This window comes from Streptomyces sp. Y20, from assembly GCF_043195475.1.
Classification (GTDB): Bacteria; Actinomycetota; Actinomycetes; order Streptomycetales; family Streptomycetaceae; genus Streptomyces.
This window is the reverse complement of record NZ_JBIDDP010000004.1, coordinates 475,612-497,708: the sequence shown is the minus strand read 5'-3', so window position 1 is coordinate 497,708 and position 22,097 is coordinate 475,612. Positions and strand designations below refer to the sequence as shown.

The 22,097-nt window shown below is 72.7% G+C and carries 17 protein-coding genes and 1 riboswitch; of the genes, 12 read left to right on the top strand and 5 right to left on the bottom strand.

The window, feature by feature from the left end; genetic code table 11:
* The first annotated feature begins 13 nt into the window (after nucleotides 1-13).
* From nuoL to recQ, 4 genes are all read left to right on the top strand, one after another.
* The gene (gene nuoL, locus ACGFT1_RS13680) at nucleotides 14-1,960 is read left to right on the top strand and encodes an NADH-quinone oxidoreductase subunit L (protein ID WP_373909124.1); all 1,947 of its coding nucleotides are present in this window, start codon (nucleotides 14-16) and stop codon (nucleotides 1,958-1,960) included.
* 5 nt (nucleotides 1,961-1,965) lie between these two features.
* Entirely contained in the window at nucleotides 1,966-3,537 is a 1,572-nt protein-coding gene (locus ACGFT1_RS13675) for an NADH-quinone oxidoreductase subunit M (RefSeq protein ID WP_373909123.1), read from the top strand.
* Entirely contained in the window at nucleotides 3,534-5,183 is a 1,650-nt protein-coding gene (nuoN, locus tag ACGFT1_RS13670) for an NADH-quinone oxidoreductase subunit NuoN (protein WP_373909122.1), read from the top strand. The genes ACGFT1_RS13675 and nuoN overlap by 4 nt, the downstream gene beginning before the upstream one ends.
* A 192-nt stretch (nucleotides 5,184-5,375) precedes the next feature.
* A complete protein-coding gene (recQ, locus tag ACGFT1_RS13665; protein ID WP_373909121.1) occupies nucleotides 5,376-7,487 on the top strand; it encodes a DNA helicase RecQ in 2,112 nt (703 codons plus the stop codon).
* An 87-nt stretch (nucleotides 7,488-7,574) separates the two neighbouring features.
* On the opposite strand, the gene ACGFT1_RS13660 is transcribed toward recQ, so the two are convergent.
* Together ACGFT1_RS13660 and fahA are read right to left on the bottom strand one after the other, a co-directional pair.
* On the bottom strand, nucleotides 7,575-8,513 hold the full coding sequence (locus ACGFT1_RS13660; RefSeq protein WP_373909120.1) for a M56 family metallopeptidase: 939 nt from the start codon (nucleotides 8,511-8,513) through the stop codon (nucleotides 7,575-7,577).
* A 499-nt stretch (nucleotides 8,514-9,012) separates the two neighbouring features.
* Complete coding sequence (fahA, locus tag ACGFT1_RS13655) at nucleotides 9,013-10,230, bottom strand: fumarylacetoacetase (RefSeq protein WP_373909119.1); 1,218 nt, start codon at nucleotides 10,228-10,230, stop codon at nucleotides 9,013-9,015.
* 249 nt (nucleotides 10,231-10,479) lie between these two features.
* Here fahA and ACGFT1_RS13650 point away from each other — a divergent pair, with 249 nt between their 5' ends.
* The 3 genes from ACGFT1_RS13650 to ACGFT1_RS13640 all read left to right on the top strand — a co-directional run bounded on the left by ACGFT1_RS13650 (nucleotide 10,480) and on the right by ACGFT1_RS13640 (nucleotide 14,077).
* Nucleotides 10,480-11,781, top strand: a complete 1,302-nt coding sequence (locus ACGFT1_RS13650; RefSeq protein ID WP_373909118.1) for an ATP-grasp domain-containing protein — start codon at nucleotides 10,480-10,482, stop codon at nucleotides 11,779-11,781.
* Nucleotides 11,782-11,877: 96 nt separating this feature from the next.
* On the top strand, nucleotides 11,878-13,080 hold the full coding sequence (locus ACGFT1_RS13645; protein ID WP_373909117.1) for an FAD-dependent oxidoreductase: 1,203 nt from the start codon (nucleotides 11,878-11,880) through the stop codon (nucleotides 13,078-13,080).
* 184 nt (nucleotides 13,081-13,264) lie between these two features.
* The gene (locus tag ACGFT1_RS13640; RefSeq protein ID WP_373909116.1) at nucleotides 13,265-14,077 is read left to right on the top strand and encodes an HAD family hydrolase; all 813 of its coding nucleotides are present in this window, start codon (nucleotides 13,265-13,267) and stop codon (nucleotides 14,075-14,077) included.
* Between the two features lie 34 nt (nucleotides 14,078-14,111).
* Here ACGFT1_RS13640 and ACGFT1_RS13635 read toward each other — a convergent pair whose 3' ends face one another.
* On the bottom strand, nucleotides 14,112-14,597 hold the full coding sequence (locus ACGFT1_RS13635) for a transglycosylase SLT domain-containing protein (protein ID WP_373909115.1): 486 nt from the start codon (nucleotides 14,595-14,597) through the stop codon (nucleotides 14,112-14,114).
* A 3-nt stretch (nucleotides 14,598-14,600) separates the two neighbouring features.
* A riboswitch (cyclic di-AMP (ydaO/yuaA leader) is annotated at nucleotides 14,601-14,783 on the bottom strand.
* Between the two features lie 518 nt (nucleotides 14,784-15,301).
* On the opposite strand from ACGFT1_RS13635, the gene ACGFT1_RS13630 reads away from it, so the two are divergent.
* The 4 genes from ACGFT1_RS13630 (at nucleotide 15,302) to ACGFT1_RS13615 (ending at nucleotide 19,703) form a co-directional block, all read left to right on the top strand.
* Complete coding sequence (locus ACGFT1_RS13630) at nucleotides 15,302-16,312, top strand: polyprenyl synthetase family protein (protein WP_373909114.1); 1,011 nt, start codon at nucleotides 15,302-15,304, stop codon at nucleotides 16,310-16,312.
* Nucleotides 16,313-16,558: 246 nt separating this feature from the next.
* Complete coding sequence (locus ACGFT1_RS13625; RefSeq protein ID WP_373909113.1) at nucleotides 16,559-17,809, top strand: outer membrane lipoprotein carrier protein LolA; 1,251 nt, start codon at nucleotides 16,559-16,561, stop codon at nucleotides 17,807-17,809.
* Between the two features lie 33 nt (nucleotides 17,810-17,842).
* Nucleotides 17,843-18,841 carry an ABC transporter ATP-binding protein gene (locus ACGFT1_RS13620; RefSeq protein ID WP_373909112.1) on the top strand — a complete coding sequence of 333 codons (999 nt, stop codon included), beginning with the start codon at nucleotides 17,843-17,845 and terminating at the stop codon, nucleotides 18,839-18,841.
* Complete coding sequence (locus ACGFT1_RS13615) at nucleotides 18,828-19,703, top strand: ABC transporter permease (RefSeq protein WP_373909111.1); 876 nt, start codon at nucleotides 18,828-18,830, stop codon at nucleotides 19,701-19,703. The genes ACGFT1_RS13620 and ACGFT1_RS13615 overlap by 14 nt, the downstream gene beginning before the upstream one ends.
* 14 nt (nucleotides 19,704-19,717) lie before the next feature.
* Here ACGFT1_RS13615 and ACGFT1_RS13610 read toward each other — a convergent pair whose 3' ends face one another.
* Nucleotides 19,718-20,311, bottom strand: coding sequence for a flavodoxin family protein (locus ACGFT1_RS13610; RefSeq protein ID WP_373909110.1), 594 nt, complete (start codon nucleotides 20,309-20,311; stop codon nucleotides 19,718-19,720).
* A gap of 197 nt (nucleotides 20,312-20,508) precedes the next feature.
* Here ACGFT1_RS13610 and ACGFT1_RS13605 point away from each other — a divergent pair, with 197 nt between their 5' ends.
* On the top strand, nucleotides 20,509-21,549 hold the full coding sequence (locus ACGFT1_RS13605) for a hypothetical protein (RefSeq protein ID WP_373909109.1): 1,041 nt from the start codon (nucleotides 20,509-20,511) through the stop codon (nucleotides 21,547-21,549).
* A 52-nt stretch (nucleotides 21,550-21,601) separates the two neighbouring features.
* On the opposite strand, the gene ACGFT1_RS13600 is transcribed toward ACGFT1_RS13605, so the two are convergent.
* A complete protein-coding gene (locus tag ACGFT1_RS13600; RefSeq protein ID WP_373909108.1) occupies nucleotides 21,602-22,069 on the bottom strand; it encodes a VOC family protein in 468 nt (155 codons plus the stop codon).
* Nucleotides 22,070-22,097: the final 28 nt, after the last annotated feature.

Below are 22,097 nucleotides of genomic sequence, written 5' to 3'. Positions count from 1 at the left end.
GGTCGGAAGAATCGTGGAGAACCTGATCGCGCTGCTCATCGCGGCGCCCCTGCTCGGAGCGGCCGTCCTCCTGGTCGGCGGCCGGCGCCTCGACCGCGCCGGCCACTGGATCGGCACGCTCCTGTCGACCGCGTCCTTCGTGGTCGGCGTCGTCCTCTTCGCCGGCCTGCTCGGCAGGGGCGCGGAACACCGCACGCTGACCCAGCACCTGTGGACGTGGATCTCGGTCGGCAGCTTCCAGGCGGACGTCACCTTCCGCCTCGACCAGCTGTCGATGACGTTCGTGCTGCTCATCACGGGCGTCGGCTCCCTGATCCACCTGTACTCGGTCGGCTACATGGAGCACGACGAGCGCCGCCGCCGCTTCTTCGGCTACCTCAACCTGTTCCTCGCGGCGATGCTGCTGCTCGTCCTCGCCGACAACTACCTGCTGCTCTACGTCGGCTGGGAGGGCGTCGGCCTCGCCTCGTACCTGCTGATCGGCTTCTGGCAGCACAAGCCCAGCGCCGCCACCGCCGCGAAGAAGGCCTTCCTGGTCAACCGCGTGGGCGACATGGGCCTGTCGATCGCGATCATGCTGATGTTCACCACCTTCGGCAGCTTCGCCTTCGGCCCGGTCCTCAGCCACACCGGTGACGCCTCCCAGGGCAAGCTCACCGCGATCGGGCTGATGCTGCTGCTCGCCGCCTGCGGCAAGTCCGCCCAGGTGCCGCTCCAGTCGTGGCTCGGGGACGCCATGGAGGGCCCGACGCCGGTCTCGGCCCTGATCCACGCGGCGACCATGGTGACCGCGGGCGTCTACCTGATCGTCCGCTCCGGGGCCATCTTCAACGCCGCCCCCGACGCCCAGCTGGCCGTCACCGTCGTCGGCGCGGTCACGCTGCTGTTCGGTGCGATCGTCGGTTGCGCCAAGGACGACATCAAGAAGGCACTGGCCGGCTCGACCATGTCGCAGATCGGCTACATGGTCCTCGCGGCCGGCCTCGGCCCCATCGGCTACGTCTTCGCGATCATGCACCTGGTGACGCACGGCTTCTTCAAGGCCGGCCTGTTCCTCGGCGCCGGCTCGGTCATGCACGGCATGAACGACGAGGTGGACATGCGCAAGTACGGCGGCCTGCGCAGGTACATGCCGGTCACCTTCGTCACCTTCGGCCTCGGCTACCTCGCCATCATCGGCTTCCCGGGCCTGTCCGGCTTCTTCTCCAAGGACAAGATCATCGAGGCGGCCTTCGCCAAGGGCGGCACCGAGGGCTGGATCCTCGGGGGCACGGCCCTGCTCGGCGCGGCCATCACGGCCTTCTACATGACGCGCGTGATGCTGATGACCTTCTTCGGGGAGGAGCGCTGGAAGAACCGGCCCACCCGCTCCCCCGAGGCGCCGAGCGCCGAGCCCGTCGCCGAGCACCGCGGTGAGCACGCCGAGCCGCACCCGCACGAGTCCCCGAAGGTCATGACGATCCCGATGATCGCGCTGGCCTTCGGCTCGGTCTTCGCCGGCGGCTTCTTCAGCATCGGCGACCGGTTCCTGCACTGGCTGGAGCCGGTCACCGGCCACCAGGAGGGCGACTCGCCGGTCAGCGCGGGCACGGTCACCGGCGCCACCATGGTCTGCCTGGTCATCGGCGTCGCCATCGCCTGGGCGGTGTACGGCCGCAAGCCCGTCCCGGCCGTCGCCCCGCGCGGCTCCCTGCTCACCCGCGCGGCCCGCCGCGACCTGCTCCAGGACGACTTCAACCACGTGGTCCTCGTGCGCGGCGGCGAACACCTGACGCGCTCCCTGGTCTACGTCGACCACACCCTGGTCGACGGCGTCGTCAACGGCACAGCGGCCGGCTTCGGCGGCCTGTCCGGCCGGCTGCGCCGGCTCCAGAACGGCTTCGCCCGCTCCTACGCGGTGTCGATGTTCGGCGGCGCGGCACTCCTGGTCGCCGCGACCCTGCTGATGAGGGCGGTCTGATACCGATGTCCTTTCCTCTGCTGACAGCGACGGCGGTGCTCCCGGCGCTCGGAGCCGTCGCCACGGCCGCCGTACCGGCCACCCGGCGCACCGCCGCCAAGTGGCTCGCGCTGGTCGTCTCGCTCGCCACGCTCGCCCTGGCCGTCACCGTCCTGGTCCGCTTCGACCCGGGCGGCGCCCGCTACCAGCTCACCGAGTCCCACGCCTGGATCAAGGACTTCGGGGTCAGGTACGAGCTGGGCGTCGACGGCATCGCGGTCGCGCTGCTCGCGCTGACCGCCGTCCTGATGCCGTTCATCATCCTGGCCGGCTGGCACGACGCCGACCCGCTGGAGACCGGCAACCGCCGCTGGCGGCCCACCCAGGGCTTCTTCGCGCTGATCCTGGCGGTCGAGGCGATGGTGATCATCTCCTTCGAGGCCACCGACGTCTTCCTCTTCTACATCTTCTTCGAAGCCATGCTCATCCCGATGTACTTCCTCATCGGCGGCTTCGGGGACCGTGCCCACGCGCACGGCGAGGAGACGGCGGCCACGCAACGGTCGTACGCGGCGGTGAAGTTCCTGCTCTACAACCTGGTCGGCGGCCTGATCATGCTGGCCGCGGTGATCGGCCTCTACGTGGTGGCCGGGAACTTCAGCCTCCAGCAGATCGCCGAGGCCCGCGCGAACGGCTCCCTGCACATGGCGACCGGCACGGAACGCTGGCTGTTCCTCGGCTTCTTCTTCGCCTTCGCGGTGAAGGCGCCGCTGTGGCCGCTGCACACCTGGCTGCCCAACGCCATGCAGGAGTCCACCGCCCCCGTCGCCGTCCTCATCACCGCGGTCGTCGACAAGGTGGGCACCTTCGCGATGCTCCGCTTCTGCCTCCAGCTGTTCCCGCAGGCCAGCAAGTGGGCGACGCCCGTCATCCTCGTACTGGCGCTCATCAGCATCCTCTACGGCGCACTGCTCGCCGTCGGCCAGCGGGACATCAAGCGCCTGGTGGCGTACGCGTCGATCTCGCACTTCGGCTTCATCGTCCTCGGCATCTTCGCGATGACCAGCCAGGGCCAGTCCGGCGCCACCCTCTACATGGTCAACCACGGCATCTCCACGGCCGCGTTGATGCTGGTCGCCGGATTCCTGATCTCCCGGCGCGGCTCGCGGCTCATCGCCGACTACGGCGGCGTGCAGAAGGTCGCGCCGGTACTCGCCGGCACCTTCCTGATCGGCGGCCTCGCCACCCTCTCGCTGCCCGGCCTCGCGCCGTTCGTGAGTGAGTTCCTGGTCCTGGTCGGCACGTTCACCCGCTACCCGGTGATCGGCATCATCGCCACCCTCGGCATCGTCCTCGCCGCGCTCTACACCCTCGTCCTGTACCAGCGGACGATGACGGGCCCGGTGAAACCCTCGGTGGCGGCGATGCCCGACCTCCGCGTGCGCGAGCTGGTGGTCGTCGCACCGCTGATCGCGCTGCTGATCGGGCTGGGCGTCTACCCGAAGCCCGTCACGGACATCGTCAACCCGGCGGTCAAGCACACCATGTCCGACGTCCAGAAGAAGGACCCCAAGCCCGAGGTGGAGGCGGCCAAGTGAGCGCAGCAGCCGTCCACAGCCTGTGGACAACCGCGGCCGACCCGATCTCGAAGATCGACGCGCCGAAGATCGAATACGCACAGCTGTCACCGACCCTGATCGTCATCGGCGCGGCGCTGGTCGGGGTGCTAGTCGAGGCGTTCGTCCCGCGCAGGTCCCGCTACTACGCGCAGCTGATCCTGTCCGCCGCGGCCCTGTGCGCCGCGTTCGCCGCGGTCGTCGGGCTCGCGTCCGGCGGGTACGGCACCACGAAGGCGCACATCGCGGCCATGGGCGCCATCGCGGTCGACGGCCCGGCCCTCTTCCTGCAGGGCACGATCCTGCTGGCCGGACTGGTCGGCCTGTTCACCTTCGCCGAGCGGCGCCTGGACCCGGCCGCACACGGCAACCGCGTCGACTCCTTCGCCGCGCAGGCCGCCGCCGTACCCGGCAGCGACAGCGAGAAGGCCGCGGTGCGGGCCGGCTTCGCCACCACGGAGGTCTTCCCGCTCCTCCTCTTCGCGATCGGCGGCATGCTGGTCTTCCCGTCGGCCAACGACCTGCTGACCCTCTTCGTGGCCCTGGAGGTCCTCTCCCTGCCGCTGTACCTGCTGTGCGCACTGGCCCGCCGCAAGCGGCTGATGTCACAGGAGGCGGCGGTCAAGTACTTCCTGCTCGGCGCGTTCGCCTCCGCGTTCACCCTGTTCGGCATCGCCCTGCTGTACGGCTACGCCGGCTCGGTGTCGTACGCGCGCATCGCCCAGGTCGTCGACGGCACCGCCACCGACGTCGACCCGGCCCTCGCCGGCACCATGGGCAACGACGCGCTGCTGCTGATCGGCGCCGCCATGATCGTGATGGGCCTGCTGTTCAAGGTGGGCGCGGTGCCGTTCCACATGTGGACGCCCGACGTCTACCAGGGCGCGCCCACCCCCGTGACCGGCTTCATGGCGGCGGCGACGAAGGTGGCCGCGTTCGGCGCGCTCCTGCGTCTGCTGTACGTCGTCCTGCCCGGGTTGCGCTGGGACTGGCGACCGGTCATGTGGGCCGTGGCCGTCATCACCATGCTGGGCGGTGCGATCCTCGCCATCACCCAGACCGACATCAAGCGGCTGCTTGCGTACTCGTCCATCGCGCACGCCGGCTTCATCCTCGCGGGCGTCATCGCCACGTCGAAGGAGGGGGTGTCGTCCGTCCTCTTCTACCTGGCCGGCTACTCCTTCGTGACGATCGGCGCGTTCGCCGTGGTCACGCTGGTCCGCGACGCGGGCGGCGAGGCGACCCACCTGTCCAAGTGGGCGGGGCTCGGCCGCCGCTCCCCGCTGGTGGCGGCCGTCTTCGCGGTGTTCCTGCTGGCCTTCGCCGGCATCCCGCTCACCTCGGGCTTCGCCGGAAAGTTCGCCGTGTTCAAGGCGGCGGCGGACGGTGGAGCGGCCCCGCTGGTCGTGGTCGGTGTGATCTCCTCGGCGATCGCCGCGTTCTTCTACATCAGGGTGATCGTGCTGATGTTCTTCAGCGAGCCGCGGCCCGACGGCCCCACTGTCGCCGTGCCGTCACCGCTGACCATGGTCGCGATCGGCATGGGCGTGGCGGTGACCCTGGTCCTCGGTGTGGCACCGCAGTACTTCCTGGACCTGGCCGGCCAGGCCGGAGTCTTCGTCCGCTGACCCCCCTGGATCCGTCCCGCCGCTGCCCGGCACCCTCGCTCCGAGGGCGCCGGGCAGCGGCGCGTGCGGATCACCGAGGATCACCATTCCGGGGCGGAGCCTGTGGATAACTCCGGCGCTGTCGGTCCGGGCCCCTATGGTGGAGGCAGCGGTCGAGAGACGACACACGGGGGACCGACGGGGGACACGGCGATGGGCGCGACGGGCGGGATCAGCGAGATGCCACAGGTGACCGAGGGGCCGGGCACGGCCGACAGCGAGGCACTGGCCACCGAAGGGGAGGCACTGGCCACGGACAGCGAGGCACTGGCCACGCTGCACCGGGTCTTCGGATACGGCGCCTTCCGGGGTGAGCAGCAGGCCGTCATCGAGCATGTGGTCGCGGGCGGCGACGCCCTCGTCCTCATGCCGACCGGCGGCGGCAAGTCGCTGTGCTACCAGATCCCGGCCCTGGTCCGCCCCGGCACCGGCGTGGTGGTCTCCCCGTTGATCGCCCTCATGCAGGACCAGGTGGACGCCCTGCGCGCCCTCGGCGTCCGCGCCGGATTCATGAACTCCACCCAGGACTTCGACGAGCGGCGCACGGTCGAGGCGGAGTTCCTGGCCGGCGAGCTGGACCTGCTGTACCTGGCGCCGGAGCGGCTGCGCCTGGGCACCACGCTGGACCTGCTCTCCCGCGGCAAGATCTCCGTCTTCGCGATCGACGAGGCACACTGCGTGGCCCAGTGGGGCCACGATTTCCGCCCCGACTACCTCTCCCTGTCACTGCTCGGCGAGCGCTGGCCGGACGTCCCGCGGATCGCCCTCACCGCCACGGCCACCCGCGCCACCCACCGGGAGATCACCGAGCGGCTGAACCTGCCGACGGCCCGCCACTTCGTCGCCAGCTTCGACCGGCCCAACATCCAGTACCGGATCGTGCCCAAGGCCGACCCCAAGAAGCAGCTGCTGGCCTTCCTCCGGGAGGAGCACGCGGGGGACGCCGGCATCGTGTACTGCCTCTCGCGCAACTCGGTCGAGCGCACGGCGGAGTTCCTGACCGCCAACGGCATCGCGGCGGTGCCGTACCACGCGGGCCTGGACGCGCGCGTCCGCGCCGCCCACCAGTCCCGGTTCCTGCGCGAGGAAGGGCTGGTCGTCGTGGCGACCATCGCCTTCGGCATGGGCATCGACAAGCCGGACGTCCGCTTCGTCGCGCACCTGGACCTGCCCAAGTCCATCGAGGGCTACTACCAGGAGACCGGCCGCGCGGGCCGCGACGGCCTGCCGTCCACGGCCTGGATGGCGTACGGCCTCAACGACGTCATACAGCAGCGCAAGCTCATCCAGTCCGGCGAGGGCGACGAGGCGTTCCGCCGCCGGGCCGCGGCCCATCTCGATGCCATGCTCGCCCTGTGCGAGACGGCCCGGTGCCGCCGGGGCCAGCTGCTCGCCTACTTCGGCCAGGACCCCGAGCCGGTGGCCTGCGGCAACTGCGACACCTGCCTGACCCCGCCGGAGACGTGGGACGGCACCGTCGCCGCGCAGAAGGTGCTGTCCACGGTCGTGCGGCTGCAACGCGAGCGCGGACAGAAGTTCGGCGCGGTCCAGATCATCGACATCCTGCTCGGCAAGCGCAGCGCCAAGGTGATCCAGTTCGACCACGACCAGCTGTCCGTCTTCGGCATCGGCCAGGACCTCACCGAGGGCGAATGGCGGGGCGTCATCCGGCAGCTGCTCGCCCAGGGCCTGCTCGCGGTCGAGGGCGAGTACGGCACCCTGACGCTCACCGAGGCGAGCGGCTCGGTGCTGCGGCGGGAGCGCGAGGTGCCGCTGCGCAAGGAGCCGAAGAAGCCGGCCGCCGCCCGGTCGCGGTCGGGCAGCGCCTCCGGGGGCGACCGCAAGGCCAGGACCGCCGCGGCCGAGCTGCCCGGGGAACTGCTCCCCGCCTTCGAGGCCCTGCGGGCCTGGCGGGCCGAACAGGCCCGGGAACAGGGCGTCCCGGCGTACGTCATCTTCCACGACGCCACCCTGCGGGAGATCGTCGTCCAGCGGCCCGGCTCGGTGCGCGAACTGGGCGCGGTGAACGGCGTCGGCGAGAAGAAGCTGGTGACGTACGGGGAAGGCGTGCTGGAGGTCCTGGCCTCCCTGGACGGACCTGCCCCGGACACCGCCTCGGCCACCACCGCTCCGACCGCCACCGCTCCGACCGCCACCGCTCCGACCGCGACCGACCCGGCCACCACCGCCCCGGCGGGCGCGGCGGCCCCGGACGACGACTGGCCCGAGCCGCAGGACGAGCCGGAGCCCGACGACTGGATGTAGCCGGTACGGGGCGCTGGGCCCGTCGGACGCACGCCAGGCCCAGGAATCGACCCGCCGCCGGGCGGGAGCTGCCGTCCGGCGGGCCGGTCAGGACAGTGCCGTCAGACCCGGCGCGAAGGTGATCAGCAGCGGCACCAGCGGCACCAGCGCGGCCACCGTCGTCGTCAGGGCCCGGTGCCGGCGCAGCAGACGAGGCGGCGGCTCCAGCAGACGGTCCACGCGTTCGCCGAGCAGACGGCGGCTGGAGGCGCAGGACAGGACACCCCGGTGCTGGTTCAGCTCGATCAGCGCGAGGGCCGTCGTGAGGTGGCCGCAGCGCCGGGAGGCCGTGTCGTCGGCGGCCAGCTCGACCAGGCGGTGCGTCTGGTCGCAGAAGTGGGCGAAGAGCGGCACGCGCGGGAAGCCCGTGGCCAGTGCGGTGGACAGGTGCAGCAGCCAGTTGTGGTGGGCGCGTGCGTGGCCGCGCTCGTGGGTGAGGACGGCGTCCAGCTGGTGGTCGGTGAGGCGGTGCAGCGCGCCCGTGGTGACGACCAGCTGCGGCGGGTGCCCGGGCAGCCACCAGGCGTCCGGGTACTCGTCCTCCAGCACCAGCATCGGCCCGCGCGCCGGCGGCAGTCCGGCCGGCAGGTCGGGGGCGCGTTCCCGCAGCTGCGCCCTGGCCTGACCGCGGCTGCGGCGGGCCTCGACGAGTTCCCGGCCCAGCATGGCCGTCGTCCAGGCGGCCCCGCAGGCCAGCAGCACGGTGAGTGCGGCGGCCCACACCGGCGCGGCGGACAGGTCGTACGCGGCGGTGACGGCGGGCGGCGCGGGCGCGAACACGCGGTCGCGGACGGTGTGGAAGACGGCCGCCGTCCCGAGGACCAGCGCGGTCAGGCAGCACAGCAGGACGGTGGCGACCAGGCACTGCCACACCCACAACGCGACCACGGGGTCCCGCTCGGGCCAGGCGGCGCGGGTCAGCGCGCGCGGTGCCGGCACGGCGGCCGTCAGGGCGACGACGCTCAGCAGGAGCAGGCAGACGGTCATGCCGGGGCTCCGGTTCCTGGTCGGAGAGGCGTGCGGGTGTCGGTGGTGCCGGGCACACGGCGGGCGGCTGCGCGCCGCGTGTGGTGCGTGTCCCTGTCAGTATGACGAACACGGGCGCCCGGAGTCAGGTGTCGGCGCCGATCCGGGCGGACCGGGGCACGCGCGCGGCCGGCTGGCGGGGGCCGGGGTGCCCCCGGAGGGGCGTCCGGCGGTGCGGGCGCCGGCCCCGGCAGCGCGCGTGGGGGGCTTCCGTGGGACCACGCGGGTGCGCGTGGGGGGGCTTCCGTGGTGCCGCGCCGGTGCCCGTGTGATGCCCGCGCCCGTGCCCGTGCCGGCTCCCGTGCCCGCCCTCGCTCCCGTGCCCGCGCCGTGCCCGCACGGTCGCTGCGCTTCGGTGCCCGCGCCCGCCGGACCCCGCTGCCGGGGATGCCGTGGCGGCGGTGCCCGGCAGCGGGGCGGGCCGGGCCGGGACAGCGGTCGTGGACCGCCGGCCGGTGGGTCAGCCCGTCACGACCCGTCCGGTGACCTCGCCCAGACCCACCCGGTGCCCGTCCGCGCCGGGCGCCCAGGCCGTGAGCGTCACCACGTCGCCGTCCTCCAGGAACGTCCGCTTGCCGTCGGGCAGTTCGAGGGGATCACGGCCGTTCCAGGTGAGCTCCAGCAGCGAACCGCGCTGGTGCTCGGCGGGGCCGCTGACCGTGCCGGAGCCGTACAGGTCGCCGGTGCGCAGGGAGGCGCCGTTGACCGTCATGTGGGCCAGCTGCTGGGCGCCGGTCCAGTACATGGTGGAGAACGGCGGCTCCGCGACCACGTGTCCGTTGATCGCGACGGAGATACGCAGGTCGTACCCGCCGGGGTCCACGCCGGGCGCCGTGTCGTCCAGGTAGGGCAGCAGGGGATGCGTGCGCTCCGGGGGTGCCACGCGCGCGTGCTCCAGTGCTTCCAGCGGGGTGATCCACGCCGACACCGAGGTGGCGAAGGACTTGGCGAGGAACGGGCCGAGGGGGACGTACTCCCAGGCCTGGATGTCCCGCGCGGACCAGTCGTTGAGCAGGCACAGCCCGAAGACGTGCTCCCGGAAGTCGCCGAGCCCGACCGGGCGGCCCGGCTGAGAGGGAGCGCCCACGACGAAGCCGACCTCGGCCTCGATGTCCAGCCGGACCGACGGGCCGAAGACGGGCGCCGGGTCACCCGGGCCCTTGCGCTGGCCGGACGGCCGTACGACGTCCGTGCCCGAGACCACCACCGTGCCGGCACGCCCGTGATAACCGACCGGGAGGTGCTTCCAGTTCGGCATGAGGGAGTCCGCGGCGTCCGGGCGGAAGATCCGGCCGGCGTTGCGGGCGTGGTGCTCCGAGGCGTAGAAGTCGACGTAGTCCGCCACCTCGAAGGGCAGGTGCAGGGTCACCTCGGACAGGGGGCGGAACAGCGGCTCGACCGTCGCGCGGTGCGCGGGGTCCGTGACCCAGGAGACGAGGTCGCGCCGTACGTCCGACCAGGTGCCGGGGCCGGCGGCCAGCAGGGGGTTGAGGGTGGGCCGGCCGAGCAGCGAGTGGTGGGGCGAACCGAGTGCCGCGGCGGCCGCGCCCGCGTCGAGGACGTGGTCCCCGAGCCGGACTCCGACCCTCCGCTCGGTGCTGCCGGCGGGCGAGAACACGCCGTAGGGAAGGTTGTGCGGGCCGAAGGGGTCGCCCTCGGGGACGTCGAAGGGGGGCATGGGGTGCTGCCTCGCTCTCATCCAGGCCATGCATGGCGCTGCGTTCCATGTGGTCGCGCCACACGTTACGGCTGATCCACGTGTCTTGGGCAGTGCCTTCCGAGGCGTCCGGGAGGTCGCCCGCACAGTGTCTAAAGAGTTCGCCATGTCCGGATAAGCCTTGTCGGAGGCGGTAGTTCCGGCTTAGCGTCCTTTCGGGACGCGGACGGGGCGGATCCGTTCCATCTGGGGGGACACGTGGGGGGACCCGTGGCCGAGGACGCCGCCGGCGCGCCGTGGACAGCCGACCGCGACGTGCCGGGCCTGATCGTCAAGTTCGGCCACTACCCGCTGCACCACGGAGGCGTCGGCGCGATCCGCAGTCTGGGCCGCCTGGGTGTGCCCATGTACGCGATCACCGAGGACCCGTACACACCGGCGGCCTCCTCCCGGTATCTGCGGAAGGCGTTCGTGTGGCCGACGACCGGTGCGGAGGACCCGGACCACCTGGTGGAGGGCCTGCTGCGGATCGGCCGCCGGATCGGCCGCCCGGCCGTGCTGATCCCGACGGACGAGGAGGCCGCCGTCCTGATCGCCGAGCACCAGGACCACCTGGCGGGCTCCTTCCTCTTCCCGCGCGTGGACCCGGTGCTGCCGCGCCGGCTGGCCAGCAAGCAGGGGCTGCACGAACTGTGCGCGGAGCACGGCGTCGCGAGTCCCGCGGCCGCGTTCCCGCGGTCGTACGAGGACGTCGTCGCCTTCGCGGACCGGACCCGTTTCCCGGTGGTGGCCAAGAACCGTGAGGCGTTCGTGCGGCGCAGGCAGCCCGCGGTGAACGGCACCACGAGGATCGGCACGCGCGAGGGACTGCTCAGCCTGGCCCGCGGCTGGGGCGGGGAACCCGGCGTCATCCTCCAGGAGTACCTGCCGCGCGAGGACGCCGAGGACTGGATCGTGCACGCCTGTTTCGACCAGGACTCCAGCCCGCTCGCGCTGTTCACCGGCGTCAAGGTGCGCTCCTGGCCGCCGCACGCCGGCATGACGGCGAACGCGTACGTCGTCGACAACCCGGAACTCGCCGGGCTCGCGGCACGTTTCGTCAAGCAGATCGGCTTCAGCGGTGTCATCGACCTCGACCTGCGCTTCGACCGGCGCGACGGACGGTACAAACTCCTCGACTTCAACCCGCGGGTGGGCGCCCAGTTCCGGCTCTTCGAGAACGAGTCGGGCGTGGACGTCGTACGCGCGCTGCACCTGCACCTGACCGGCCGCGCCGTCCCGCGGGGGGAACAGCGCGCCGGTCACCGCTACATCGTGGAGAACATCGACCTGCCCGCCCTCCTCGCCTACCGCCGCAGCGGTTACACGACACCGCACGCGCCGGTGCGCGCGAGCGGAACGGAGCTGGCCTGGTTCGCGGGTGACGACCCGCTGCCGTTCCTCACGATGCTCGCCCGTTTCGTGCGCCCGGGCGCGAAGCACCTCTGTCAGCTGTGGCGGGCCCACCACCGCGGCAGCGGCAGCGGCAGCGGCAGCGGCACCGCGCGAAGCGGCGGGCAAGGCACGGAGTAGGCACCGCGCGAAGCGGCGGGCAAGGCATGAAGCAGGCAAGCACGAAGCAGGCAAGGCCACGACGGCGTGGCGCACCGCGTCCTGGGGAGGGACTTCGTGAATCGACCGGTTGCAGTCATCGGGGCGGGGCCGTTCGGCCTGTCCACCGCCGCGCATCTGCGGGCGCGCGGCATCCCCGTCCGCGTCTTCGGCGAGCCCATGGTCAGCTGGCGTGACCACATGCCCGAGGGCATGCTCCTGAAGTCGACGCCCGCCGCCTCGAACCTCGACTGCCCCCAGCCCGGCCACACCCTCGCCGACTACTGCGACGCGGCCGGCGTCCGCCGCCTGGTGAGCGACGAGGACATCATCCCGGTGGAGACGTTCACCGCCTACGGCGAGTGGTTCCAGCAGCGGCTGGTCCCCGGCCTGGAGCGGGTGCGTGTCGTCTCGGCCGACCGCGGCCCGGGCGGCGGCTTCGCACTCGGGCTGGACTCCGGGGAGCTGTTCACCGCGCGCGCGGTCGTCGTCGCCACCGGCCTGGCGGGGCTCGCCCACCTGCCGCCGGAGCTGGCGGGAGCGGCGCCCGGCGGGCCTTCCCCGTCCGGTCCCGTCTCGCACAGCTCCCAGCACCACGACCTCGGCCGGTTCGCCGGCCGGGAGCTGATCGTCATCGGCGCCGGCCAGTCCGCGCTGGAGACGGCTACGCTCGCCGCCGAGGCGGGCGCACGCGTGCGCGTGGTCGCGCGCGGACGCGGGCGGGTCGCCTTCGGCAGCCCGCCCTGGCAGCAGCCGGCGTTCCGGCCGCGGTCCCCGTTCGGCCGCGCCTGGTCGCTGTGGGCGCTCAGCCACCACCCGCAGCCGTACCGCTTCCTGCCCGAGCCCACCCGTCACTACCTGGTCCGCCGGGTCCTCGGCCCGCTCGGCGCCTGGTGGCTGCGCGAGCGCTTCGAGAAGGGGGTGCGGGTGCGGGACGTCGAGCGGGTGGTGGGCGCCGAGGCCCCCGACGGCAGCCCCGTGGTCACCGTCCGCACCCACGCCGGGCGGACCGAGCGGCTCACCGCCGACCACGTCATCGCCGCCACCGGCTACCGCGTCGACGTCGCGGCGATGGACTTCCTCGGCCCGGGACTGCGCGCCGGGCTCGCGCTCAGCCGCGGCACGCCGAGACTCGGCCCCGGTTACGTCTCCTCGGTGCCGGGCCTGTACTTCACCGGCCTGCCGGCGGCGTCCTCGTACGGCCCGGTGATGCGCTTCGTCTGCGGTACGGAGTTCGCGTCCCCACGGCTGGCGAGGCACCTGGCGGCGGCCCACGGGTGAGGTGTTCCGCCCGGGGCCGTCACCCGTTCCGCCTCCGTCCGGGCAGGCGGCGGCGGAGCCGCCGGGGACCACGGCCGAAGGGCCCGCGGGGACCGGCCGGAACCGGCCGGTCGGGGCCGCTCAGCACGTAAGTGCCAGGAGAACGGGGTGAGTCGGCGGGGTGCGGTGTCCGTATTCTCTGATCATGGCACCCACCCCCGCGTACGCCCTGATCGCCACCGACCTGGACGGGACGCTGCTGCGTGGCGACGACACCGTCTCCGACCGGTCGCTCGCCGCGCTCGCGCGGGTGGCGCGGGCCGGAGCCCGCCACCTCGTGGTGACGGGGCGCCCGGCCCCGCGGGTACGGCCGCTCCTGACGCGCCTGGGATGCACGGGGCTCGCGGTGTGCGGGCAGGGCGCGCAGCTCTACGACGCCGGGACCGGCCGCCTGCTGTGGTCGGTCCGGCTGGACCGGGAGCTGGCGGAGACCGCGCTCGGCAAGATCGAGGCGGAGGTGGGGCAGGTCTTCGCGGCGGTCGACCAGGACGGCGTGGACGGGCTCACGCTCATCGAGCCCGGCTACCGGATGCCCCGTCCGGCGCTGCCCGCGCTGCGGGTCGGCCGGCGGGACGACCTGTGGCGCGCGCCCATCAGCAAGGTGCTGCTGCGTCATGCCGAGCTGTCGGACGACGAGCTGGCGGCCGTGGCGCGCGCGGTGGGGGGCTCCCTGGCGACCGTCACGATGTCGGGGCCGGGGACCGTGGAGCTCCAGCCGAGCGGGGTGACCAAGGCGACGGGGCTCGCGCTGGCCGCGGAGCGGCTGGGGATCGGCGCCGGACGGGCCGTGGCCTTCGGCGACATGCCCAACGACATCCCGATGTTCGACTGGGCGGCCCACGGCGTCGCGATGGCCGGCGCCCACCCCGAACTCAGGGCGGTCGCGGACGAGGTCACCTTGTCCAACGAGGACGACGGCGTCGCCGTCGTCCTCGAGAGACTGTTCCCGGCCGACTGACCGGGATGTCAGCAGTGCCCGCCGCCGGTGCCGGTCAGTACGCGCCGAACACGTTGTCGATCGAGCCGTAGCGCGCGGCCGCGTAGTTGCAGGCGGCGGTGATGTTCGCGACCGGGTCGTAGATGTCGAACGACGTCCCGGCCACGTGGTAGGCCTTGAAGGTGGGGTCGATGACCTGGAGCAGGCCCTTGGACGGGATGCCCGCGGCCGCGTTGGAGTCCCACAGGTTGATGGCGGCCGGGTTGCCCGACGACTCGCGGATGATGTTGCGGTAGATGCCGTTGTAGGTGCCCGGGATGCCCTTCTGGGCCATGATCGCGAGCGACTCGCGGATCCAGCCGTCGAGGGTGTTCGGGTAGCCGGCGGGGGTGGTGGCCGCCGCGGCGGTGGTCGGGGCCGCGGCGGCGCTGGTGGCGCCGATGAGCGGCAGGGCGAGGACGGCGGCGCCGGTGCCCACGGCTGCGAGGGCGCGGACGAGGCGGCTGTTGCGGGAACGGCGGTGCTGAACGGCGGCAGACATGCGGAAGTTCCTCTCCTACGCCTGCGAGGTGAGCTGTCGGGTTCGGGCGGGGAGGCGCCCGGCCGTGCCCTGGAGGAGGCACGGCTTCACCCCTAGCCGTTCCGGCGCGGCGTGTGCCGTTCCGGCCCGGCGGCTTACCTGGGTCCCCCGCTCCTGCCGTACGAATGGGTTCGTCGATGGGTGATGCGGGCGGCGGCAGGATTAGGCGTCCGCCCGACGGCCGGGAACGTATGCGAGAGCACATGTCGGGAACAAGTGCCGGATTCACACAACGCACTATTTGACCTTGATCGACGCCGTATGGGGTGCTTGATCCTTTGCGGCTGCCAACCCTCAACTCACCCACGGGGCAAGGATTCGGGAGGCCGCGGGGGCGGAGGCCGGCCGGAACGCCGCGTGACCCAATTCACGAAATGGCAAATCAGTTCAAAACAGACAAGGGGGAGCCGGCGCATTCCCGCCCCGGTGCTCGGCACGGGGGTGGAGAGTCACGGAAGGGGATATGAATTGTCGTTAAGTCGATAAATGTCCGTTCTTACCACCTGATCACACTCATGGCCGTTCTGATCCGATACCGCCCGGGCTGGACCGCTGGCCGCTATCGGTGATCGAAAGAGGACCGGATACGCTGAGTTGAGTGAGGGCAGCGACCTATCGACAAACCGTGTGATCGCCAGCAGACAGCAGCAGACAGGAGACCCCTCGTGACCGTCGTCGGGCCGTTCGGGCTGAGCGTGCGGGACCAGGCTCTGGAAGCCGATGTCCAGGCCGGATTGACGGCTGTCGAGGAAGGCTTGCTCGAGGCCACCAAGAGCGAGGTCCCGTTCATCACGGAGGCCGCGCAGCACCTCGTACGGGCCGGTGGGAAGCGGTTCAGGCCGCTGCTCGTGATGCTCGCGGCGCAGTTCGGCGACCCCTACGCGCCGGGTGTCGTCCCGTCCGCCGTGGTCGTCGAGCTGACCCATCTGGCCACGCTGTACCACGACGACGTCATGGACGAGGCGGCCGTGCGGCGCGGCGTGGCCAGTGCCAACACGCGCTGGGGCAACTCCGTCGCGGTCCTCACCGGCGACTTCCTCTTCGCCCGCGCCTCCCAGATCCTCGCCGACCTCGGCCCCGAGGCGGTCCGGGTGCAGGCCCTCGCGTTCGAACGGCTCGTCACCGGCCAGATCCTGGAGACCGCGGGCCCCTCGGACGGCCGCGATCCGGTCGAGCACTACCTGGACGTGCTCGGCGGCAAGACGGGTTCCCTGGTGGCGGTGTCGTGCCGGTTCGGCGCGATGATGTCCGGCGCCGACGAAAGGGTCGTCGACGTGCTCACCCAGTACGGCGAACGGCTCGGCGTCGCCTTCCAGCTCGCCGACGACGTCCTGGACATCGCCTCCGACTCCCACGAGTCCGGCAAGACCCCGGGCACCGACCTGCGCGAGGGCATTGCCACCCTCCCCGTGCTCCGGCTGCGCGAACGCGCCGCCCGGCTGGGCCGGTCCGAGGACCTCGCGCTGTGCGAGCTGCTGGACTCCGACCTCAGCGACGACGCCCGGCACGCCGAGGCGCTGACCGCGCTGCGCGCGCACCCCGCGCTGGAGCAGGCCCGCCGGGACACCGTGCGGTACGCGGAGGAGGCGCGGGCCGCGCTGGCGCCGCTGCGGGAGTGCGACGCCAAGGCGGCGCTGCTGGAGCTGTGCGACGCGGTGGTGCACCGCGCCGGCTGAACCGGCCGGACACCTCTTCGGGCGGCGTCTTCCCGCACGACCCCTACGGGTCGGGGGAGATGCCGCCTTCGTATGTCATACCGCAGACGTACACGGAGTTGGCCCCGAGGGCTGACGCTTCCGCGCGGCCGATTTGGTCAGATGGTCACTACGGAAATCACCACTCCTCACCGATTCGGGTGAGAATGGCGGCTCAGGTGGACCAGCGTGGGGACAGCCGCCGCCGACGACGGAGGTAAGGCACACATGGCACCGTACGCATCCGACGACGCAGTGGGCGCCGCGCACGACGAGGACCCGCGATCCGGCCGGCGCAAGGCCGCCCGGTACGCCGTCCCCGTCGCCGTGGTGGGGGTGGCCGCGGCCACGATCGGGCTCGTCCCGGCGCTCGCCGACTCCGGTGACCCCGACCTGCCGAGGATCAGCGCCCAGCAGCTCGTCGAGAAGATCGCCAGGTCGGACGTGCAGCAGCTGTCCGGCACCGTGAAGATCAGCACCGACCTGGGGCTGCCCGAACTCGGCGGCCTGGAGAACAGCCTGCTCTCCGGGGCGGACAAGGGCTCCGGCGGCGGGTCCTCCGCCGACCCGCGGACCAGGCTCACCGAGCTGGTCTCCGGCACGCACACCCTGCGCGTCGCCGCCGACGGCCCCGACCGGCAGAAGCTGTCGCTGCTGGAGAGCGGCGCCGAGTACAGCCTGATCCACGACGGCAAGGACGTCTGGGGCTACGACAGCAAGAGCAACGAGGTACACCACTCCACCGCGGCCGGCTCCGGCGGGGACCGCAGGACCCGGCAGCCGGCCACGCCGAAGGACTTCGCCGACCAGGTCCTGAAGTCGGTCGACACCACCACGTCCGTCACCGTCGACGGCACGGCCCAGGTCGCCGGGCGCGACGCCTACAAGCTGCTGATCAAGCCCAGGCAGTCCGGCACCACCGTCGGCGCGATCAGCATCGCCGTGGACGCGCGGACGGGTCTGCCGCTGAAGTTCACGCTCACCCCCAGCGGCGGCGGCGCCGCCGTGGTCGACGCCGGCTTCACCCGGGTCTCCTTCGCCGAACCGGCCGCCTCCACCTTCGACTTCACCCCGCCCAAGGGCGCGAAGGTCACCGAGGGCGAGGACGGGGACGCGGGTCCCGGGCACGCCCCGAGGGCGGACGGGAAGTCCAGGGACGGGCACCCGGCGCCGGAGCACGGCCCGCGGAGCGGCGGGGAGTTCGCCAAGGGGCTGCGCGGGGCCACGGTCCTCGGCAAGGGCTGGACGTCCGTCGCCGCCTTCGACACCGGTGCCAAGGGCGGCCTGCCCACCGGCTCCAAGGGCGGTGACCTCGGCGGCTTCCTCGGCTCGCTCGGTGAGCCGGTCTCCGGGGCCTTCGGCAAGGGCACGGTCTTCTCCACCCGCCTGGTCAACGCCCTGATCACCGACGACGGCAAGGTCTACGCCGGCGCGGTCACCAAGGCCGCCCTGGTGAAGGCGGCCGACGCGGCGAAGTAGTCCGTCCGGGCGCGGCGAAGCGAGGGGGAGCCGATGGACGAGCCGTCCGCCGCGGAGCCCGGCCGGGGGCCCACGCCGGAGCCCGGGCCCGCGGTGGCGGGGGCGAGCGTCATCGCCACGCGCGGGCTCACCAAGCGCTACCGGGGCGGACAGCTCGCCGTCGACGGTCTCGACCTGACCGTCCCGGCGGGCAGCGTCTTCGGTTTCCTCGGCCCCAACGGATCCGGCAAGACCACCACCATCCGCATGCTCATGGGCCTGATCGAGCCGACCGCGGGCACGGTCCGGCTCCTGGGCCGGCCCATGCCCCGGGCCGCCCGCACGGTCCTTCCACGGGTCGGCGCGCTCATCGAGGGCCCCGCCCTGTACGGCTTCCTCTCCGGCCGGGACAACCTGCTGCGCTACGACGCCGCCGACCCGGCCGCCGACCCCCGCACCCGGCGCGCCCGCGTCGCCGCCGCACTGGACCGGGTCGGTCTCACGGCCGCCGCCGGCAAGAAGGCGAAGGCGTACTCGCTGGGCATGAAACAACGCCTCGGCCTGGCCGCCGCGCTGCTCCGGCCCCGCGCACTGCTGGTCCTGGACGAGCCCACCAACGGCCTCGACCCGCAGGGCATGCGGGAGATCCGCACCCTGGTCAGGGAGCTGGCCGCCGACGGTACGACCGTCTTCCTCTCCTCCCATCTCCTCGACGAGATCGAGCAGGTGTGCACGCACGCGGCGGTCATGACGCGGGGGCGGCTCGTCGCCCAGGGGCCGGTGGCCGACCTGGCAGCCGGGGCGCGCGGCCGGCTGGTGGTGACCACCCCGGACACGGCCCAGGCGGCCCGGGTGCTCACGGAACAGGGCGTCGGGGACGTGGCCGCCGACGGCGACCGGGTCACCGGCGAACCGCCCGCCCGGGACCTCGCCGAGGTGACCGCGGCCCTGGTCACCGCGGGCGTCCGGGTCCGGGGCCTCACCGTCGAACGGGCCTCGCTGGAGGACGCGTTCGTCATGCTGACGGGAGAGGGATTCGATGTCACGCGCTGACCCGGCGGGCGCCGCGCGGAAGCCGAACCCGCTGTGGACCTTCGGACTGCTGCGCAGCGAGCTGGTCACCACCGTCCGCCGCTGGCGCACGCTCGCCCTGCTCGGGGTGCTGGCCGCGGTGCCGGTGCTGATCGGGATCGCGGTGCGGATCGAGACGCGGGACGGCGCCCCGGCGGGCGGGAACGGCGCGGGCCCGGCGTTCCTCACCCAGGTCACCAACAACGGACTGTTCCTGGTCTTCACCGCGCTGGCCGCCACCCTGCCGTTCTTCCTGCCGATGGCGGTGGGTGTCGTCGCGGGCGACGCGATCGCGGGGGAGGCGGGCGGTGGCACCCTGCGCTATCTGCTGGTCGCTCCGGCCGGCCGCACCCGGCTGCTGCTCACCAAGTACGCGACGGTACTGGTGTTCTGTCTGCTCGCCACCCTGGTCGTCGCGGTCTCCGCGCTGGCCGTCGGCGTACTGCTCTTCCCGCTGGGCGAGCTGACCACCATCTCCGGCACCCGGATCGGCCTCGCCGAGGGTTTCGGCCGGGCCCTGCTCATCGCCCTGGTCGTGGCGGCCTCACTGGTCGGGGTGGCGGCCGTCGGCCTGTTCGTGTCGACGCTCACCCAGAGCGGCATCGCGGCCATGGCGACCACGATCGGCCTGCTCGTCACCGTCCAGATCGTCGACCAGATACCTCAGCTGCACGCGCTCCAGCCGTACCTGTTCCCGCACTACTGGCTGTCCTTCGCCGACCTGATGCGCGACCCCGTCTACTGGGACGGCCTGACGCGCAACCTCGGCCTCCAGGCGTTGTACGCGGCCGTGTTCGGCTCGGCGGCCTGGGCGCGGTTCACGACGAAGGACATCAGCGCGTGACCTCGGGGCGCGGCTCAGACGCCGGCCGTCTCGTGGGGGAAGCGCGCGAGCGGAGCGTCCTGTGCGAAGAACGTCTTCGCGCGCGCGAGCGCGTCCGCGTCCCCGCGTACGTCACCGGGCGCGCTGCCGTTGCCGAGCAGGACCCCGCCGAAGCGCATCTTCAGATAGGCGGCGGAGTGGGTGAGCGTGCCGGTGTAGGGGGCGGCGACCGCCTGCTCGTCGTGCGCGAGGGCGGCGACGCCCCAGAGCGTACGGCCGGCCATCGTGTCCCTGAAGTCGGCGCCGGGGGTGCGCAGCCAGGCCGACCAGTAGTCGAGGTAGCGCTTGGTGAGGCTGGACACCGAGTACCAGTACAGGGGTGAGGCGATCACGATGTCGGTCGCCGCGAGCGTGGCGTCCAGCAGCAGACCGGCGGGGGTGTCCGGCGACGGCCGGTCGTACTCGCTGTCGTGCCGCAGGTCCACGAAGTCGGGCAGGGGGTGGTCGGCGAGCCGGATCCACTGCTGCTCGGTGTCCGCGGGCAGTTGCTCGGCTGCCGCGCGGGCCAGCAGTTCGGTGTTGCCCTCGGCGCGGGCGCTGCCCAGGACGAAGAGGAAGCGACGGGTCATGGGGTCCCCCAGGTGAGTGATGCCGTACCGCCAATCAACGCACATGCATCTTATGCACGTGCAAGGAAATTTGACCAGAGTGTGGCTGGTGCGAGGCTGTGACGTCGCGGTGACGCGGGAACCCGCCCTACCCGACAGACTGGGTGGCAGGACGCGTACGACCGGATCGCGGCGCCAGGGGAGTGAGGGGCATACCGATGGCTCGAGTCAGCTTCGAGAAGAAGCGGGCGCTTCAGCCCGTGGCGCACCCGGCGGCGGTGTCCGTCGAGGTGTTCGGCACGGGGGACGCGTCGGTGGACGGGGCCCCGGTCGTGGCGGTCCCGGGCGAGGAGATCCAGCAGGCCGTCCTGAACCACCTCCAGCGCCTGGCCATCAGCGTCGGCGCCCCCGTACGCGCCACGGTCCGCGACGACCGCACGGGCTGGGTGGTGCCCCTGGAGGTCGCGACGGACGGCTCCAGCCGGACGACGGGGGAGCCGGTCCGGGTGCCGGCCCCACCGGGACCGGGCGCGGGCGCACCGGCGAGGACCGCCACCGCCGTACCGGCGGCAGCCGCCGCCCACGCCGTCCGTGCGGAGTCCGCAGCCGCCGTCACCGCCGTCCGTGCGGGGGCCGCCACCGCCACCGCCGCACCGGCGCGGGCCGTCGCCGCCATACCGGCGGAGGCCGTTCTCGCCGTGTCGCGGGAAGCCGTCGCCCACACCCCGGCCCGCGGGTTCGACGCCGTCGCCGAGGAGGTGCTCGGGGACGGCCCCGTGACCGAGACCGCCGAGGGCGCCGAGCTGCTCACCGAGCCGATGACCCGCATCAACGAGGCCGTACGGGCGGGCCGTATCGACGCGGCGGCGGAACTGGCCGACCGTACGCTCGCCGAGGCCACCGCCGTGCTCGGCACCCGGCACGCCGAGGTGCTGCACCTGCGGGAACTGTCCGCCTACATCGCCTACCTGGGGGGCGACCCGGTCCGTGCCTTCCGGCTGTCCCTGGACCTCGCCCGGCTGCGCCGCCAGGCACGGGACGGGGAGGCCGCCTACGGCAACGTGCAGAGCGCGGCGACCGCCTGGCGCGCGGTGCGCGACCCCGAGGAGGGCCTGCGGCTGGGCCGCGACCTGATCGACCTGTGGACGGACCTCAGCGCCGAGCCGGGTCCCGCCGCCGACGATCCACGCCCCCTGGAGTCCGCCCGCGCCCGCATGGTCCGCCTGTCCGACCGCGCGGCCCGCGCCGCCCGGCCGTGACCTTCGGCGACCACCGTCCCCGCACACCCTGGAACGGTCCCCGACCGGTCCCCTAGTGGACGCAGAACTCGTTGTCCTCAGGGTCGGCCATCACCGCCCACCGACCGGAGGGCTCCGCCACCTCCCGCAGCAGCCGCGCGCCCAGCGCCTCCAGCCGTGACACCTCCTCCGCGCGCCGGTCCGGGCCGGGGTGCAGGTCGAGGTGGAGCCGGTTCTTGCCGGTCTTCGGCTCCGGTACGCGCTGGAACAGCAGCCGCCGGCCGAGCCCGGTGCCGGTCCGCGGGTCGTACGGGTCGTCGGGGTGCCGCACGGCGATCAGGTCCCGGAAGGCCGGGCGGCCGTGGTACTCGACGGTGGCCTCGCCGGACAGCGCGCCCAGGGACAGCAGCTGTTCGATGAGGGCGCTGTTGTCCTCGGCCGTGTAGTGCAGCGCGGCGGACCAGAAATCGGCCTGCGTGTGCGGGTCGGCCGCGTCGATGACGAGCTTCCAGTGCAGCGGGGCGGGCGCCTGTGTGGTCATGACTCCCACTTATAACCGGACCCGCCGG

Excerpts from the sequence above, each read along its gene's own strand:
- ACGFT1_RS13675 (WP_373909123.1), top strand. The coding sequence starts at position 1,966 with ATGTCCTTTCCTCTGCTGACAGCGACGGCGGTGCTCCCGGCGCTCGGA.
- recQ (WP_373909121.1), top strand. The coding sequence starts at position 5,376 with ATGGGCGCGACGGGCGGGATCAGCGAGATGCCACAGGTGACCGAGGGG.
- ACGFT1_RS13660 (WP_373909120.1), bottom strand. The coding sequence starts at position 8,513 with ATGACCGTCTGCCTGCTCCTGCTGAGCGTCGTCGCCCTGACGGCCGCC.
- fahA (WP_373909119.1), bottom strand. The coding sequence starts at position 10,230 with ATGCCCCCCTTCGACGTCCCCGAGGGCGACCCCTTCGGCCCGCACAAC.
- ACGFT1_RS13640 (WP_373909116.1), top strand. The coding sequence starts at position 13,265 with ATGGCACCCACCCCCGCGTACGCCCTGATCGCCACCGACCTGGACGGG.
- ACGFT1_RS13635 (WP_373909115.1), bottom strand. The coding sequence starts at position 14,597 with ATGTCTGCCGCCGTTCAGCACCGCCGTTCCCGCAACAGCCGCCTCGTC.
- ACGFT1_RS13625 (WP_373909113.1), top strand. The coding sequence starts at position 16,559 with ATGGCACCGTACGCATCCGACGACGCAGTGGGCGCCGCGCACGACGAG.
- ACGFT1_RS13620 (WP_373909112.1), top strand. The coding sequence starts at position 17,843 with ATGGACGAGCCGTCCGCCGCGGAGCCCGGCCGGGGGCCCACGCCGGAG.
- ACGFT1_RS13615 (WP_373909111.1), top strand. The coding sequence starts at position 18,828 with ATGTCACGCGCTGACCCGGCGGGCGCCGCGCGGAAGCCGAACCCGCTG.
- ACGFT1_RS13610 (WP_373909110.1), bottom strand. The coding sequence starts at position 20,311 with ATGACCCGTCGCTTCCTCTTCGTCCTGGGCAGCGCCCGCGCCGAGGGC.
- ACGFT1_RS13605 (WP_373909109.1), top strand. The coding sequence starts at position 20,509 with ATGGCTCGAGTCAGCTTCGAGAAGAAGCGGGCGCTTCAGCCCGTGGCG.
- ACGFT1_RS13600 (WP_373909108.1), bottom strand. The coding sequence starts at position 22,069 with ATGACCACACAGGCGCCCGCCCCGCTGCACTGGAAGCTCGTCATCGAC.